Source organism: Lysinibacillus sp. 1 U-2021 (assembly GCF_029916965.1).
In the GTDB taxonomy this organism is placed as follows: Bacteria; Bacillota; Bacilli; order Bacillales_A; family Planococcaceae; genus Lysinibacillus; species Lysinibacillus capsici.
This window is the reverse complement of sequence record NZ_CP123966.1, coordinates 2734846-2751788: the sequence shown is the minus strand read 5'-3', so window position 1 is coordinate 2751788 and position 16943 is coordinate 2734846. Positions and strand designations below refer to the sequence as shown.

Annotated in this window: 18 protein-coding genes and 1 pseudogene; 7 read left to right on the top strand and 12 right to left on the bottom strand. The window is 37.4% G+C overall.

The window, feature by feature from the left end; translation table 11 throughout:
* Positions 1-64 precede the first annotated feature (64 nt).
* Positions 65-505: a Dps family protein gene (locus QH639_RS14160; protein WP_054550810.1), complete on the bottom strand. Its 441-nt coding sequence runs from the start codon at positions 503-505 to the stop codon at positions 65-67.
* A 217-nt stretch (positions 506-722) separates the two neighbouring features.
* Between QH639_RS14160 and pepF the strand changes: the two genes are divergently transcribed.
* Complete coding sequence (gene pepF, locus QH639_RS14155) at positions 723-2537, top strand: oligoendopeptidase F (protein ID WP_237900199.1); 1815 nt, start codon at positions 723-725, stop codon at positions 2535-2537.
* A 227-nt stretch (positions 2538-2764) separates the two neighbouring features.
* Positions 2765-3748 (top strand): SEC-C domain-containing protein, encoded by a 984-nt coding sequence (locus tag QH639_RS14150; RefSeq protein ID WP_281114694.1) that lies wholly within the window; start codon positions 2765-2767, stop codon positions 3746-3748.
* Between the two features lie 66 nt (positions 3749-3814).
* On the opposite strand, the gene QH639_RS14145 is transcribed toward QH639_RS14150, so the two are convergent.
* Positions 3815-4006: a zinc-finger domain-containing protein gene (locus QH639_RS14145; RefSeq protein ID WP_004269383.1), complete on the bottom strand. Its 192-nt coding sequence runs from the start codon at positions 4004-4006 to the stop codon at positions 3815-3817.
* 187 nt (positions 4007-4193) lie between these two features.
* On the opposite strand from QH639_RS14145, the gene QH639_RS14140 reads away from it, so the two are divergent.
* The 4 genes from QH639_RS14140 (at position 4194) to QH639_RS14125 (ending at position 7097) form a co-directional block, all read left to right on the top strand.
* On the top strand, positions 4194-4586 hold the full coding sequence (locus QH639_RS14140; RefSeq protein WP_131519766.1) for a ribonuclease HI family protein: 393 nt from the start codon (positions 4194-4196) through the stop codon (positions 4584-4586).
* Between the two features lie 231 nt (positions 4587-4817).
* On the top strand, positions 4818-5615 hold the full coding sequence (locus QH639_RS14135; protein WP_131519765.1) for an amino acid ABC transporter substrate-binding protein: 798 nt from the start codon (positions 4818-4820) through the stop codon (positions 5613-5615).
* Positions 5616-5682: 67 nt separating this feature from the next.
* On the top strand, positions 5683-6339 hold the full coding sequence (locus QH639_RS14130; protein ID WP_004269380.1) for an amino acid ABC transporter permease: 657 nt from the start codon (positions 5683-5685) through the stop codon (positions 6337-6339).
* A gap of 11 nt (positions 6340-6350) precedes the next feature.
* Positions 6351-7097 carry an amino acid ABC transporter ATP-binding protein gene (locus QH639_RS14125; protein WP_048390072.1) on the top strand — a complete coding sequence of 249 codons (747 nt, stop codon included), beginning with the start codon at positions 6351-6353 and terminating at the stop codon, positions 7095-7097.
* 95 nt (positions 7098-7192) lie between these two features.
* On the opposite strand, the gene QH639_RS14120 is transcribed toward QH639_RS14125, so the two are convergent.
* From QH639_RS14120 to QH639_RS14100, 5 genes and pseudogenes are all read right to left on the bottom strand, one after another.
* Positions 7193-9253 carry a HAMP domain-containing sensor histidine kinase gene (locus tag QH639_RS14120; protein WP_281114693.1) on the bottom strand — a complete coding sequence of 687 codons (2061 nt, stop codon included), beginning with the start codon at positions 9251-9253 and terminating at the stop codon, positions 7193-7195.
* Positions 9231-9926, bottom strand: coding sequence for a response regulator transcription factor (locus QH639_RS14115; protein WP_281114692.1), 696 nt, complete (start codon positions 9924-9926; stop codon positions 9231-9233). Before QH639_RS14115 ends, QH639_RS14120 begins: the two co-directional genes overlap by 23 nt.
* Before the next feature lie 211 nt (positions 9927-10137).
* Positions 10138-10786, bottom strand: a pseudogene (locus QH639_RS14110) (NUDIX hydrolase).
* A 518-nt stretch (positions 10787-11304) separates the two neighbouring features.
* Positions 11305-12495, bottom strand: a complete 1191-nt coding sequence (locus QH639_RS14105; protein WP_481817303.1) for an MFS transporter — start codon at positions 12493-12495, stop codon at positions 11305-11307.
* A 5-nt stretch (positions 12496-12500) separates the two neighbouring features.
* The gene (locus QH639_RS14100) at positions 12501-12899 is read right to left on the bottom strand and encodes a MarR family winged helix-turn-helix transcriptional regulator (RefSeq protein WP_004269373.1); all 399 of its coding nucleotides are present in this window, start codon (positions 12897-12899) and stop codon (positions 12501-12503) included.
* Positions 12900-13066: 167 nt separating this feature from the next.
* Here QH639_RS14100 and QH639_RS14095 point away from each other — a divergent pair, with 167 nt between their 5' ends.
* Positions 13067-13621 carry a DJ-1/PfpI family protein gene (locus tag QH639_RS14095; protein ID WP_131519762.1) on the top strand — a complete coding sequence of 185 codons (555 nt, stop codon included), beginning with the start codon at positions 13067-13069 and terminating at the stop codon, positions 13619-13621.
* A gap of 35 nt (positions 13622-13656) precedes the next feature.
* Here QH639_RS14095 and QH639_RS14090 read toward each other — a convergent pair whose 3' ends face one another.
* The 5 genes from QH639_RS14090 to QH639_RS14070 form a co-directional block, all read right to left on the bottom strand.
* Positions 13657-13983: a DUF3889 domain-containing protein gene (locus QH639_RS14090; protein ID WP_131519761.1), complete on the bottom strand. Its 327-nt coding sequence runs from the start codon at positions 13981-13983 to the stop codon at positions 13657-13659.
* A 56-nt stretch (positions 13984-14039) separates the two neighbouring features.
* Positions 14040-14171 carry a hypothetical protein gene (locus tag QH639_RS14085; RefSeq protein ID WP_004269370.1) on the bottom strand — a complete coding sequence of 44 codons (132 nt, stop codon included), beginning with the start codon at positions 14169-14171 and terminating at the stop codon, positions 14040-14042.
* A 14-nt stretch (positions 14172-14185) separates the two neighbouring features.
* Positions 14186-14410 (bottom strand): hypothetical protein, encoded by a 225-nt coding sequence (locus tag QH639_RS14080; RefSeq protein WP_004269369.1) that lies wholly within the window; start codon positions 14408-14410, stop codon positions 14186-14188.
* 118 nt (positions 14411-14528) lie between these two features.
* A complete protein-coding gene (coaW, locus tag QH639_RS14075) occupies positions 14529-15365 on the bottom strand; it encodes a type II pantothenate kinase (RefSeq protein WP_131519759.1) in 837 nt (278 codons plus the stop codon).
* Positions 15366-16008: 643 nt separating this feature from the next.
* Complete coding sequence (locus QH639_RS14070) at positions 16009-16743, bottom strand: SDR family NAD(P)-dependent oxidoreductase (RefSeq protein WP_131519758.1); 735 nt, start codon at positions 16741-16743, stop codon at positions 16009-16011.
* Positions 16744-16943 lie beyond the last annotated feature (200 nt).

Genomic DNA, 16943 nt, shown 5'->3' with positions numbered 1-16943 from the left:
AGTTCAGGGCAGAAAAAAAGCATGCTGGAGAGAATTTCTTCTTCAGCATGCAAATTGTCAATTTTTACTTGTCAAGAAAGGCCTTTAACATCCATGTATGCTTTTCAAGAGACTGATACATGGCATTGAGTAAATCCTCTGTACGGTCGTCTCCTTCTTCTGCGGCTAGCTCCATTGTAGAATTTAAAGCTTTCATCAGCTTTTGGAAATCTGAGATTGTCGTTGCAACCATGTCCTCTGTCGTTTCTTCACCTGTTGCTTCATCTACATAGGATAGCTCTAGATGCTCTTTTAATGTTGCCACTGGCTTGCCATCCTTTGATAAAATACGCTCTGCTATTTCATCTAAATTCAATGTTGTTTCATTATATAGTTCTTCAAATTTTGCATGCAATGTAAAGAAGGCTGGACCTGTGACATACCAATGATAATTGTGTAGCTTTGTATAAAGCACAGACCACGTCGCCACTAGCTTATTTAATTGTTTGTTTAAGTTTTGTGTCATAATCAATTTCTCCTCCAATATGTCTTGTTCTAGCCATTAGTATGAGTCATAAAAGATGTTGGCTATACACTCATTGTTCCCGACCGACAATATTTCAAACATCCTTCATGAGAAACGATTTAGAGTAAGAATATTTCAACTATTCTATGAAATTATTTCACTTTCCGAAATAGTTTCGTTATAATGAAATCACTTATATGTAAAGGGGTGTCCATAAATGAAAGTTTTACCATTACGAAAAGATGTTGCAGTAGAGGAAACTTGGGATTTAACAGATTTATTGAGCAATGAGGCTGATTTTGAACCTACCTTAGCACAATTAGTGGAAGATGCACTTAGCTTCGAGCAACAATACAAAGGTACGATTACAAATGCACAAAAAGTAATCGACGTGTTAACAGCCTTTGAAGAGCTACAAAAAAAGTTTGTTCCGATTGGCACATATGCAAGCTTAAATCTTGAGACAGATCGCACAAATGATGTAGCACAAATGCGTGCGGCAAAGTTTGGTACAGCTATCGGAAAAGTCAGCAGTGCACTATCCTTCGTGCGCAGCGAGTTACTGGCATTGGATGAAGCTGTTTTACAAGAAGCAGCGACATTAAGCCCTCTTTACAAACGATATCTAGAGGAATTATTAAAACGAAAACCACACCAGCTCCATCCTGAAGTGGAAAAAGCGCTGGCAGCCTTCAGTGCCACATTTGATGCGCCATATAAAACGTACAATACGACAAAATTAGTGGACATGGATTTTGGCGAATTTGAAGCCAATGGCGAAAAGCATCCTCTTAGCTTTGTGCTGTACGAAAATGACTGGGAGTTTGAAGCAAATACAGATGTACGCCGTGCTGCCTTTCAAGCCTTTTCAAGCAAGCTACGCGATTACCAGCATACAACGGCACAAGTATATAACACACATATTCAACAAGAAAAAACAATGGCTGACCTAAGAGGCTTTCATTCTGTCATTGACTATTTACTATTTGATCAGGATGTCGATCGTTCACTCTATAATCGTCAAATTGATTTAATCACTAAAGAGCTTGCCCCACATATGCGTCGCTATGCAACGTTAATTCAAAAAGCCAACGGAATCGACCAAATGACATTTGCAGATTTAAAAATTGCACTTGACCCTGATTATGATCCAAGATTATCGATGGCTGAGGCAAAAGAATATGTTGAAAAGGCTTTAGCCGTTATGGGGAATGACTATAATCAATTAATGGAGAGAGCCTTTAATGAACGTTGGATAGACTATGCGCCAAACAAAGGAAAATCTACAGGGGCATTTTGTTCAAGCCCGTATGGTAGCCATCCTTATATTTTAATGTCCTGGAATGAACAAATGAATGAAGTCTTTACACTTATTCATGAGCTTGGTCATGCTGGGCATTTTGCAAATACGTATGAACATCAATCGTATCTTAATAGTCGTCCATCTCTATACTTTATTGAAGCGCCATCGACAATGAATGAAATGCTGTTAGCAAATTATTTACTAACACATAATGAAGATCTACGCTTTAAACGTTGGGTAATTTCCAATATTGTAGCGAAAACATATTATCATAACTTTGTTACACATTTACTAGAAGCTGCCTATCAACGCAAAGTATATGAATTAATTGATGCTGGAGAAGCAGTTAATGCAACCATCCTCAATCAATTAAAACGTTCCGTGTTGGAAGATTTCTGGGGCGATACAGTCGCTATTTCTGAAGGTGCTGAACTCACATGGATGCGCCAGCCGCACTATTATATGGGCCTTTATCCATACACATATAGTGCAGGGTTAACCATCTCCACACAAGTGTCTCAACGTATTTTAAAAGAGGGCGCTCCAGCTGTTGAAGATTGGCTAGCAGTTCTTCGGGCTGGCGGTACAAAATCACCAGTGGAGTTAGCGCAAATGGCTGGTGTTGATATTACGACTGACCAACCACTTCGTGATACAATTGCCTACATTGGCCATTTAATTGATGAGCTTGAACGTCTAACAGTGGAAATCGAAGCGGTTCAGCAATAATTTAACTAGAAGACGGTCCTGCCTATTCAAGGTATAGATCGTTTTCTTTTTTTAGTTCTAAGTAGAAAAATACGTACATATACTAGAATCAGGGCGTCCCTCTATATTTTTTAGATATTTCAAAATAGACAATTATTTTTCTTCATACAAAAGTACCGTTATTATTAAGAGTACGCAAATTATTTAGCAATATACGATTAACAATGATTAAAGGAAGTGTTCTAATTATGGTAAAACGTAATGATCCATGCCCATGCGGTAGCGGCAAAAAATATAAAAAATGTTGTGAAGGCAAACAACAAGTAACAGTGGAAGCAGTACAAATCGAAGAATTAGAGCGTGTGCTACAAACATTTTACTTAGAATATCCAGAACGTAAAGATGTTCGTGCCTATATTGAGCATGTGGGCACATGGCAGCCTAAATTAGAGAGCGTTTTACAGCGAGAGCTTATTGAAGCCATCGCTTTAGACGACTTTTTCTTCCATCAAGAGCCATCTATTTGGAAAAATTATTTGAAGAAAACGAAGAAAAAAGCGGTAAGACCTTCTACAGTCAAAGTACTTGAAGATTGGTCTCAGCCTACTTTATTTATTGGTACGGTGTCTGTTGTTGAGGAAAAATATTTCAAGGCTAATCATATACTTACAAATGATGAGCTTTATATTCGACGTGAAAATAACAAACCGATTCCTGAAGGTATGCATGTATTTGCCTTCATTTTACCAGATGGCACAAAGAAATCGGCTCATTTTTTAGCTGTGTCTACACTGATTTTCTTCCCAGAGGATCATGCGAAGGTCTTTGAAGAATTTAAGAAGCGCTTTGAGGCTTCAGAGAAGAAGGTTGGCTCCTTCTTAAAAGAAGAGCACCTAGCATTTTGGGAGTTATTAGTATCAAATGGCTATAAAGGTGAGGAATTCTCAAACTTTGAGAGCAATGTCCTGACACAAGTAAAAGACTTCCTAGAGCAAAATGAGCGTGAAACAGCACCGATGCTTGAGCTTTTAGAAGACTATTTAATCGAAGGTCAACCGACTGCGCGTAAAGAAGCGGCCATTGCAGCTGGTGCGATTCGTTATGGTCAGGAAAAGGAGCTGTTTGAGTCCCTTTCTATGACGGTAAAAGAAATCGCTGCGACATTTGATATTTCGGCTTCCTCTCTTACAAAGTATTATCAAGATCTAAGCAGCTATGCTGAAACGAAATAATCTTGACAATTAAAGAAGCTACATGTACTAGCATTTTGCTAATACATGTAGCTTTTTCTCATGTGTTTATTTGCTATAAACTTTTAAAAGTTCTTCCCCTAGGAACTGTAGCTTTTCTCCAACTGAACAGGCTTCAATGCAGAAACGATGAGCCCCTGGTTTACCACGTTCTTTACGTAATTGCTTAATCACTAAGCAATCCGAACAATACGTATCATGCAGTTCATCAATATCCTTCATAACCGTCACTTTATCCATGTTGAACTCTCGCTCCTTTCACGTCCAAAATTCACTTCCTACTATTATGAAGCGTTCAATTTCAACAAGCAACTATTTTGTTTACTTCCTACGTATTTTTTTCAAACACGATTTGCCCCACAAGGATGCTTTGCCCATAGCCTTGTTGTACAATTATAGAGAAGTCAAATCACAAAGTAGGGATGATATGTTAGAGGTTTATATAGATGCTGCCAGTGCAGGAAATCCTGGGCCAAGTGGTATAGGAATATTTATTAAAGGTGAAGGTCACCAGATCCAAATTAGCGAGTATATTGGGGAAACAAACAACCATATTGCTGAATTTTCGGCATTGGTTCGTGGTCTTGAAGAAGCACAAAAGCTAGGCTCCCCTCTTGTCTCGGTGCGTTCAGATTCCAAAATCGTTGTTGCTTCTATGGAAAAAGAATATGTGAAAAATGAGGAATTTAAACCTTATTTAGAAAAAGCTTTAGCGCTTGCTACTAGCTTTGATTTATTCTTTATCAAATGGGTGCCCGACTCACAAAACAAAGCGGCCGATGCCTTGGCACGAAAAGCAATCCAAAGTAAAAATAGTTAGCCTCATTTCACAGGACTGTTCTATAGGAGCAGTCCCTTTTTCTTTTCCCTATTCTTTAGTTACTTACTATCCCCAAATTTTATTATTTTATGATATTCAAAAAATGCTAGAAAACGCCGCTCATTTTCTGATTAATCCAAAACGATATTGACATTGCTAGAGTACGATGTTATCCTTTAACACATTAGTAGTTTAGCAAACGAAAGCGTTAGATTATAGGGGGAAACTAAAATGAAACGTGTATTGACTTTATTTATGATGCTGACAGCTGTCATCGTTTTAGCAGCATGCGGGACTTCAAAAGAAAAGACAGCAGAAAAAGACGAAACAGCAGCAGATCAAGAAAAAATTATTATTGGAATTGACGATAAATTTGCACCAATGGGCTTCCGCGATGATAAAAACGAAATCGTTGGATTCGATATTGATTTAGCTCGCGCTGCAGCAGAGCATATGGGCGTTGAAGCAGAATTCCAGCCAATCGATTGGAAAACAAAAGAGGCTGAATTATTAAGTGGACGTATTGATTTAATTTGGAACGGTTATACCATTACAGATGAACGTAAGGAAAAGGTTTTATTTACAAAGCCTTATCTTGAAAACTCTCAAGTTGTAATAACAAAGGCAGATTCAAAGATTACGAAGCTAAGTGATTTAGCTGGACAAGAAGTAGGTATTCAATCCCTTTCTTCTGCAGCAGATGCATTAAACGGTAACCCAATTCACAAAGAAGTGAAAAAAATTACAGAATTTGCGGATAATGTTTTAGCATTATCAGACTTAAAAACAGGCCGTGTTGATGCTGTGGTAATTGATGCTGTAGTTGCAGAATATTACATGACACAAGAGCCTGACACATTCAAATTATTAGAGGAATCACTCGCACCTGAGCAATACGGTATTGGTGTGAAACCAGGAAATGAAGCCTTATTAGAAAAACTACAAGCCGCATTAGACAAAATGAATGAAGACGGTACTGCGGCTGACATTTCAACAAAATGGTTCGGTGAAGATAAAGTATTAAAATAATGACAGGATACATCAACTGTAAGAGTTTCCTTAGCGGAACTCTTACTCTTTTTGGAGGGACATCGTTATGGCGGATTACTGGCAAACTATGATATTACCGATGCTAGAAGGGGCAAAAATGACAGTTTTACTGTTCTTCATTGCCATTCTGGTATCGATTCCATTTGGCTTTTTACTAACACTCGCCGTAAAAAGTCGGATAAAACCACTCGCTTGGCTTGCACATACGTATATTTATATCATGCGTGGTACACCACTATTACTACAATTATTATTAATTTGCTTTGGTTTACCTATGCTGCCAGTAATCGGTGAATATTTAGTATTGGATCGTTTTGTGGCCGCTTGTCTTGGCTTTATTTTAAATTATGCTGCCTACTTTGCAGAAATATTCCGTGGTGGTCTTCTTGCCATCGATAAAGGACAATATGAGGCAGCCCAGGTACTCGGCTTATCCAAATGGCAAACGACGACACGTGTTATTTTGCCACAAATGTTTCGTGTCGCCTTACCCGCATTATCAAATGAATCCGTTACACTAATTAAGGATACAGCCCTACTTTATGCAGTTGCTGTTCCCGAATTACTACATTTTGCGCAAACGGCTGTCAATCGGGACTTCACAATTACACCGTTCTTTATTGCTGGTGCAATTTACTTAGTCATGACCCTTGTCTTGACGGTGTTCTTTAAATGGCTAGAAAAACGCTTTAAATTCGAATAGAGGTGACACATATGGCATTAATGGAAGTAACAAATTTGAAGAAATCTTTCGATCAGGTGGAGGTTCTGAAACAAATTACATTTTCAGTAGAGAAGAATGATGTCATTGCAGTTATCGGTCCCTCTGGATCTGGGAAAAGTACAATGCTTCGAAGCTTAATACATTTAGAAGAAATCGATGGTGGCAGTATTGTAGTAGATGGCGATTATTTAGTGCAAGATGGTCGATATACAAAGCCACAAGACATCAAAGCAATCACAGCTAAAATGGGGATGGTCTTTCAACACTTTAACCTGTTCCCCCATTTAACCGTTCAGCAAAACCTTGAAATGGCACCGAGCTTATTAAAAACAGAATCGACAGAAGCCATTACAAAACGCTGTCAAGATTTACTACAAAAAATTGGTCTTGCCGACAAGGCCAAGGCTTATCCAGCCAATCTTTCTGGTGGTCAAAAACAGCGGGTAGCAATTGCACGTGCCCTTATGATGAATCCTCAAATTTTATTATTTGATGAGCCTACCTCTGCCTTAGATCCTGAGCTGACAGGCGAAGTATTAAAGGTTATGAAAAGCCTAGCAGAGGATCAGATGACGATGATTGTGGTAACACACGAAATGGGCTTTGCACGAGAGGTAGCAAATAAGGTCGTCTTTATGGATGGTGGTCAAATTATCGAATCCGATCATCCAGACAACTTCTTTACAAACCCTCAAAACGACCGTACAAAGGCATTTTTACAAAAGAATTTTAACTAAGTTAAGGGAGAGTTGGCTTATGCCGCTCTCTTTTTTTATCTTCTTTACGTACACAAAAGGAATAGGACTCGCATGTATCCTATTCCTTTATTACATTATTCATTTGGAAATTTAGGTAGATAAATCATGACCTTAAATAAATCACCATCTACTTGAACTAAGAATTTGCCATTCTGGATGTGAATAAGGCTTTCAGCAATCGACAACCCTAATCCGCTACCTTGACTTGATCTTGATTCGTCACCTCGTTTAAAGCGTTCCATTAACTCATCAACTGAAATATTTAATTCATATGCTGAAATATTTTTAAATGTCACAAGTATTTCATTCCCTACATCTTCAACACCAATATATACCCTTGATGTAGGCAGTGCGTATTTAAAAATATTCGAGAATAAGTTTTCGATGGAACGCCATAGGAGTTTACCATCAGCCTTCACATACACTTTTTCTGTTGGATGGGCTAACTTAAAATCTAATGACGAGGCTTCAATTTTTTCATCCATTTCTCCAATTCCTTGCGTTAGTAATGAGACGATATCAATCCGTTCTAACTGAACAGGTATACTACCACTTGATGCTTTAGCCGCTTCAAATAAATCATCCGTTAAAAGCTTGAGTCTTTTCGATTTTTGATCTAACACATCTACATATTCTTCAATCATTTTAGGATCGTTTTCTAATTTCAATAAATCAACATACGTAATAATTGACGTTAAAGGCGTTCTAATATCATGCGAAACATTCGTAATAAGTTCTGTTTTTAAACGCTCACTCTTGATTTCACTATCCACTGCCTTTTTTAACCCATCAGTAATACGGTTAATATTTTCTGCAAGTTGATTAAACTCCCCTTTTCCGTCAACTTCAATTCGATGATGAAGATCTCCATTTTTAATTTGCTCTACGCCCTCTTTAATGCGGTTAAACGACTTCACCTTTCTCATTGCCAACCAGGCAGCAATCCCCATCGTAATAGGAAACATGAAAAACGTAGCCGCCACTACTAATGGATAGCCAATAATTAGCAGCACAATTTTGACGCCTGTACTGCCACTGTCAAAAACATGTTTCAGCAAAATAAATAGCTTTTTGAAAAGTTGATAGAGGAGTGTATGCTGAAAAAACGTTCTGTTTTTAATATGCTTTACGAGTGATAAAATCAATAGTAAGCCAATGATAAATATAGGCACGGTGAAGAACATGTACATATCACGGAAGACTTCAACAATCATGGCGATCCACATCGCTGTTAAGCAACCGATAAGCACAATATTAAGGTCATTATAAAGTTTATCTATGACATGGAAATGAATTTCTTCTTTATCCAATGGCGTTCTTCCAATAACTATGATTAAATACACAAAACTTAAAATAAACCCTGCTAGAAATACTATCCATTCATTCAGAAAACCTTGGGCAGCCGCTTTAACTTTTTCCCATTCCGATATTTTTTGCTGTAGGTAAGAATCTTTAAAGGCCACATAAATAACATCTGTTTGTGGGTTCAACATGTTAACTTCGTGTGTAAAGTAATCCAAGTATTGACTTTCTTTCACTTCATTTGGGTAAAGCTTTTGTTGATAATCTTCAAATAACATATAGGCATCAAAGGATTCAAATTGCTCTTTCTTTGTGAGATCACTATTGGAGAACTTATGTTCACCGTCACTCGCATAAAACACAATTCCTTCATAGGCTTCGAGCGTACTACGCAATTGATAAAAATTTCTTACCTGTTCTGTCATACTTTCTTCTTTTGTTCTAGCAATGTCTTTTGCATATTTTTCTTGATAGATGTGCTTATTTTCCTCTTCACTCAAATTAGGATTATATCTGTAAGAATTGCGGAAATCATAATATAATTCCTCTTCGATTCTTCTACTATCCTCCCCTGTTAGTGTCTTACCACTTAAAATATATTCTTCACTTTTGTATTTTCCAATTAATTGCGCTAAAGGAGCAATAATGCTGTAACTTTCATCAGCGAATGCTCGGCTTTCAAAATAGTTATCTTGATTTATACTACTAAGATGAATCTCATTAAATTCCATGTTAAACATTACTCTCGCTATACCAGTTAAACAAGCGACAGCAATTAGAAACACAACTACTTTCGTAATAAGTGCATGACTAATACTTCTCAACTTTCTCAACCTTATACCCAACTCCCCATACAACTTTTAAATACTTCGGCTCTTTTGGATTAATTTCAATTTTTTCTCGAATCTTTCGAATATGAACCGAAACCGTATTTTCAGGATTAATAGCCCTGACATTCCATACCTTTTCATAAATTTCTTCAATCGTGAATACTCTTCCAGCATTGGCTGTGAGAAGCTTTAAGATTTTATATTGCACTGGTGTCAAATGAATCTCTTGTTTATCAACAGTAATGATTTTCTGTTCATCATCAATCACAAGACCACCCGTTTGAAATACAGCACTACTCCTCTCAAGACTTCCAAAGGTCGTATACCTTCTGAGCTGCGATTTCACTCTAGCCACAAGTTCTAATGGGTTAAACGGCTTGGCCATATAATCATCCGCTCCGATATTTAATCCCAGTATTTTATCATAATCCTCTGATTTAGCAGAAAGCATAATTAATGGAATCATATTATCTTGCCGAATCTTCATCGTCGCCGTAATCCCATCCATTTTGGGCATCATAATGTCCATAATAATAAGATGAATAATGTGATCTCGAATAAGATCGATTGCCTCTATCCCATTGTAAGCTTTGAATACTTGATAGCCCTCATTTTCTAAATAAATGCTAATCGCCCTAACAATTTCTTTATCATCATCACAAATCAAAATGTTCAACTACATTCACTCCTCCACCGCTTTAGGTTCATGTCAATCACCCCTATAGGATTCGTATAAGGATATAATACTAATTAAATCTTAACAAACTCAGACATCAATTCTTAAGATTTTCTTAGTGTTTTCCTTTATGCACACTTTATGTCAAATACAAATTCGAAAAAATCGAAGAATACATAAAAAATGGAGAGCTGGTTTGAGCGGCTCTCCTTTAATCGTCAAATAGACAATTCATATTATTCAGCTTGAGATATCCATCAAAATAGGTAGGTAAATGTAGATTATTTAAATGACAAAAAGCTAATTTTACTTGTGATTCGGTATTTCTAGCCATTGATAGAGAGGGTAGTTCATTTTCAGCAAAGAACGCAACAGCGTTAGTTTCCATGCCTTCTTCTGCACGTCCTCCAATGATTTCACATTGGATAAACATTTTATAGACATGGTAGAGAGATTGTGGCTGAGGGTGGCACTTCTTATCAAATACACTTATGAGTTTGATTGCTTTTACATCAAATCCTGATTCTTCTTTCGCTTCTTTGATGGTTACTTCACTAGGTGTAAGGCCGATGTCGCCTGGTAATGATCGATCACCATCCATCTTTTCTTTAACCATTCCTATTTTATTGTCCCTAAAAACCATCGACCGAATATCTATTTTGGGGTGCATAACCCGTCTCATGAGCAAATAAATCACGTATAACTGTCTTATCGCTCTCTGTATGGTGTGCTATAATAGCAACGCTTATTTCTCTTAATGATTCAAACCTTTCCAAGTCATAAATATCCTTCGAATAAGTTAGTCCTGCCTATGCAATTGATTGTAGTTGTTTTACCAACTCAAGCCATTTAGGTTCTATATATTTTCATACCTTTTTTATTCTTTTACTCTACCGACTGATTCCCTAAAAATCATTGTAGTCCATGATAATTAAATTTACATTATTTGAAAAAAACTGTTTATCCATGTTATAATCCTTAGTGAAGATGTATATAAGTAAATAAGACCATTGGTGCTGGAACACCAATGGTCCTAGTAACAAGACGAATCGCTTCAAAGGCGATTTGCAAAGTGATAAAAGTAAACCATCTCACATGCTGGCGAGGCAGGGGCGGTTTACTTTTTTTGTGTAAAAGTAAATGACAATGCAAGGACAGAAACAATAAGTGTTGAAAGACTTATCGCAACCATTATTGCTTCAAAAATAGTCAAAGGCATCAACTCCTTTCTCTTCCATAAGTTGAATGAGATAGGTTAAAATTGTGCCAACCGCCCATGAAACCTCTATCTAGTTACTCTCTTATTTTGGTCAAAAACAGCCACGCTACCTGATTGCCTATAATCATAAAAACAGTTGGGACAGACCCAACTGTTTTACTATATATTCACTACTTTTTTCGGTTTCATCTTTGCAAGTCGTAATAGATAAATAATAAAGACAACCCCTAGTAAGCCTGCACCTGACAAGTAGACTGAAGCATAGCCTGCCTGCACGGCTACCATTCCTAAAATATAAGAACCTAGTGCGATTCCAAGGTCAAACATCGTAAAATAGGTTGCTGTAGCATAGCCACTTCGCTGGATGGCTGTGGATTGAACGGCTAATGCTTGCAAGCTTGTCGTCACAGCACCATAGCCGAAACCTACAAAAATAGCAGCACTCAAAAATAATACGGGCCCCTCTACAAAAGCAAGCATAGCGAGCCCGATGGCGAAGGAGATAATGCCGGGAATAATAACAAATTGTGGTCCCTTCGTATCATAAAGTTTACCTGTGTACGGACGCGTAATTAGCATGGATGCAGCAAACACCGCATAAAAAAGACTGGCCACAGCCATTAAATCCTTTTGCTGTGCATAGACCGATAAAAAGGATAAAACACTGGCATACGAAAAGGCTACTAAACTAGCAATCGCAGCAACAGGTAACGCTTTTCGCTCAAACAAATCATCAAATTTAAAGGTTAGTTTTCCTTCATGTGCAGGTTTCGGTAAATCATCAGTATTGACCGTTAACGCTAGAATTCCTCCTGCTAGAATACAAATACTCATAACGATGAACAATACGTTAAAGGTACTATATTGTATTAATAATAGTCCGATAAATGGACCAATAACGACAGCTAGATTTGTAGACATCGTGAAATAGCCAAGGCCTGCTCCTTTTCGTTTAGCTGGAACGATATCAGCTGCTAAAGATCCTGCAGCTGTTGTAATAATACTAAAGAAAATCCCTTGTATAAAACGTAGACCAAGTAAAAGGCCGAATGGATGAATAAATAAATATAAGACGGTACATATAAAATAGCCCCCGATTGAGAGGACTAACAGTTTTTTCTTACCAAATACATCCAACAGTTTTCCTGAAAACGGGCGTACAATGATAGCTGACAATAAAAAGCCAGACAACAGAAGCCCTGCCTCTTTATCTGTCTGATGTAGCTCCCCTATTGCATAAAGCGGCAAAGTCGTTACAAGTCCATAAAATACAAAAAAAACTGAGATATTCGTTAAAAATAGACTAATGAAACGCTTCGTCCATATTTGTGTATTCTCTTCTTGCTGCATGTCCATCAACCTTTCATTTTTTCCAATAGCTTCAGAAATTGCTCTTGTTCTTCAGCAGTTAAAGAACCTACCATTTCCTCCTCAAACGCTCGAATAGTCGCTGTAATGGCTGGTAGGCGCTCCTCTGCTTGTGTGGATAAAGTCACTATCTTTTCTCGTTTATCCTCACCATCTAATCGTTGTACCCATCCCAATGCCTCAAGCCTTGTAATCGCCCTGGTGATACTTGGCGCTTCCACATTTAAATATTTCCAAATTTGCGTCAATGTCATCGGTCCATTTTTATGTAAGCAATATAAAATGGTCCACTGAGAACTATATAAATGATGCTGCTTCAGCACTTCATTTAAGCAATTAGTTAAATAGCGATTTTTTTGGAATAAAGCATGGAAAATTGGATTCATCACTATCTACCTCCTAAAATTATTTACCTAGCTAAATAAATACTATACGCTTCATTTTTTTCTTTGTAAAGGAAGTAATTTGGCAAGATGGCTTGACCAGCAGCAGGAAATTTTTTGCATGTGTCGAATAAAAGTTAATAAACTTTCAATGTAAAGGAGATGGAATCATGGGGAAAAAAGTTTTAATACTTGCAGGAGATGCAGTAGAGGCTTTAGAGATTTTTTATCCTTATTATCGTTGTCTTGAGGCAGGCTATGATGTCACAATCGCAGCACCGTCAGCTAAGAAATTACAAACTGTACTACACGATTTTGTAGATGGCGTCGATACATACATCGAGCGACCTGCCTATGGTTTAGAGGCACATGCTTCTTTTGCTGATGTTGATCCAACCCATTTTGATGGATTGATTATTCCTGGTGGTCGTGCGCCAGAATACATTCGTTTAAATGAGCATGTACCACCACTCGTATCTCACTTTTTTGAAACGAATAAACCGATTGCAGCCGTTTGCCACGCAGCACAAATTTTCGCAACGATTCCTGAAGTGCTAAAAGGACGTGAGCTGACAGCCTATATTGCTTGCAAGCCAGAGGTGCAAGTGGCTGGCGCTACTTATATTGATGCCAATCTTCATACAGATGGCAATTTAGTAAGTGGACATGCATGGCCTGATTTACCAGGCTTGATGCGTGCATTTATTCAAAAGCTTGAAGGTTAAATGAATGAGGATGCCTTTTCTGGGCATCCTTTTTTTCATGACGTGCTTTCTTGTAATTCAATTTTTTCTACCTTTTGTGTGGCACTTTGATAACTAATTCTTACATAGACACCAAATTCCTTATCGGGTTGCTTGAGCCAAAGCTTAAACTTTTCGATTGTTGACGCCCCATGTACTTCTTTACCCTCATGCAAATAATCGATAATTTTGGCTGAAGGATATTTTGCCTTTACCTCTTTGATGGCCAGTTGTCCCCATTTGGCATAGGCGGGTGTTTCTTGTTGTGCATTTGCGACCATTGCTGTTTGTATGAACACAGTAAGACAAACAAGCACAACCCCAAATAAATACAACTTCCTCACTCGAATCACTCCTTTAAAAAAATAAGCGCTCCAAAAAGCTTTGGAGCAGCTTGTCTTTATTGCTTTGGTTGTTGAGGATTATTATGAATGACTTGGTTAAACTCTGCTGAGTACTCCTCACGATCATTCTTTTTATGTGTATCTTCCTTCTTTTTCTTTTTAAAGCTTGTTTTTCTCTTTTTTGCCATGATTTGTACCTCCACTATTTCGTTTTATTGGACTGCTGGTTTTTATCATGATTCGTTTTATTGTTTTTATTTTTAGCTTTCGCATCAAATTCTGCTGCGAATTCTTCATTTAAGTTGTCATTCGGATTGTTATTATTGCTATTACTTCGATCAAGATCCTTGCTTTTGTATGTCCCAAAAGGATTATGTGTTCGCATATTCATGGTTTTACTGTTATTTCGATTATTACGTTTCCCCACGTAACATCACCTCCTGTACATAATTTGTTCAAATAGAGGCGTTACTATGTAGATCAGTTTCTTCGCAAATTGTAAAAAAATGAACATGACTAATGTGCATTAGTCATGTTCATTATCCTTAGACAATTGTATATTCTGTAATGTTCAGCAATGCTCCAACAGCACCTGAAAAACCATGATCGTTAATAAAAACAGGTGTGTGCTTCTTTGTGCGTGTATAATTTGCAATCACACGGGCAAGATGAGCATTATTACTAAGAGTTGATCCAATATAAACAATATGCTGTGCCTTTTTTTCCTCCGCATATTGAATGCTAAGTGTTGTAATTACTTCGCCTACTAGACCCTGAACCGTCGCTATAATATCCTCTGCTGGATGTTTCATGGACCGTGTAATGCCCACTTTCCCAAAATTACTTGCAGTTAAATGACCATCAATAGGTGTATCCATTCCCTGATAAATGTCCTTAACTAATAAATCAATGCTCTCTCGATGACCATTGTCAGCCATTTCTCGTATCTCATTGTAATCTGTAATCCCTGTTGTAAGCGCTGACAATCCAATTAATGTCCCTCCACCAACGCCTGTCCCGCCAACGCGAATATGGGTATTGCCCTCCATGTAATGAATGGAAGTGCCTGTCCCAATATTGGTAATCATGCTACGCTCAAAAAAGTAGCCTTCTTTATTTAATAAAAATCGGACACCCTTTAATGTTGCTTCAAATTCCACTATATAATGAATCGATTTCATTGTTTTAATGACATCAAGTAATTGCTCTGTACGTCCCCCCGTAACACCAATATCCTCAATATCTGGATGATCAATAATCCATTTTTTTACAGACTGTAAATCATTAGACGGAAAGGTTGTTAAAACAAGTTCATTGTGTTGATCTAAATATGCAACCTTTGTCAATGTGCCGCCTGCATCAATACCTATAGCCTTTGGCATACAATTCTCCTTTGTTTTTATTACGCAACTTTGTCATATTTGCAGTTTACGCGATGATTAAGGCAACTTTTAAAGTACATGCCCTCTTTGGTACGAAGGATTTTGCAAGGAGTTTTGTGTGCCAAAATCCTGACCAATTAATTTGTTTGTACAAAAGCAAAACGCTCCGTACAATCCCCCAAATTGTATAATGACATTTTCGCCCTTTCTAAACTTTAACGCTGTTGAAATGATTGTGCAATAACTTCGTAAACTTTCATGAAAAAATCATGGAAAATATCAAATTTTTTCTATTGGGTAGCTGAATGTTCTATTGCATATCTAAAGCTTTATCATCATTCTACTAAAAAAATAAAGCTTTGTTAAAGTATAATGCTGTTTTTGAAATTTAACGAAGATTTATATAGGCAGATTCCAGGAGAACGCTTACTAGTGCATGAAAGGAGGAGTTTAACTATGCACGATGCCTATCATATTGGGAAAATTGTATTCCTAAATAAAATGCAAGGCGTTTGGGATGGCTCGTGAAATAATGATGGGAGTGTCCAAATTGGACGTTCCACTATTTCACCTTAAAAAAATGCAAAAAAAAAGTGAAAATGCACTGCTTGAGCAGGCACTTTCACTTTCCTAAAACGATTAATTAGCGTGCTGAATAGCCACCATCAATGACAAGCTCAGCACCTGTAATGTAAGAAGCTTCATCAGATGCTAAAAATAAAATAGCATTCGCTACTTCTTCTGGTTGACCAAGGCGGCCCATTGGTGTTGTTCTTACTAACATATCCATTGCTTCTTTTGCTTCTGATAATTTAGCAGTCATTGGTGTTTCAATGACACCAGGGAATACTGTATTAACACGAACATTGAAAGCACCAAGCTCAGATGCCGCTGCACGAGCAATCGCACGTAAAGAGCCTTTAGAAGCTGTATAGGCATTAAAGCCTGCACCAATAATCGCTGTGTAAGAGGATGTATTAACGATAGAGCCTTTTCCAGCTTCTTTCATATAGTTAGAGACATGTTTAATGCCCAAGAAAGGTCCAAAAGCATTGATATTATGCATGATTGACCAATCCGCTTGTGTAATTTGATCTGGTCCTTTTTCGGATGATATACCAGCATTGTTAATTAAAATATCAATGCGACCATATTTCTCCACAATGGCTTTCGTCACTTCTGCCCAGTTTTCGTCAGAGGAAACATCTAATTTCATCCCCTCTACATGATCAAGCTCCGAAATTTTTGCTAGGTTATCTTCATTAATATCAGCTGCAATTACCGTAGCACCCTCTTGTGCAAACAATTTCGCCATTGCTGCACCCATACCAGATGCGCCACCAGTAATCATCGCAATTTTATTATCTAAACGTCCCATTTTTCTAAACTTCCTCTCTTCTGAAATGTGGTTTAACTTATACTTTCGTCCACAATGAAAGTATAGGTTTAAATAGTTTACTATTAAACTATATCACTTTTAGTAAACGTTTTCAAAGAATATCTCTCTAAATATGAACAATCTGTTTTATCTTTCCCTATTTTTACGATACGATATACTATAGATGTGGAACCATTTGA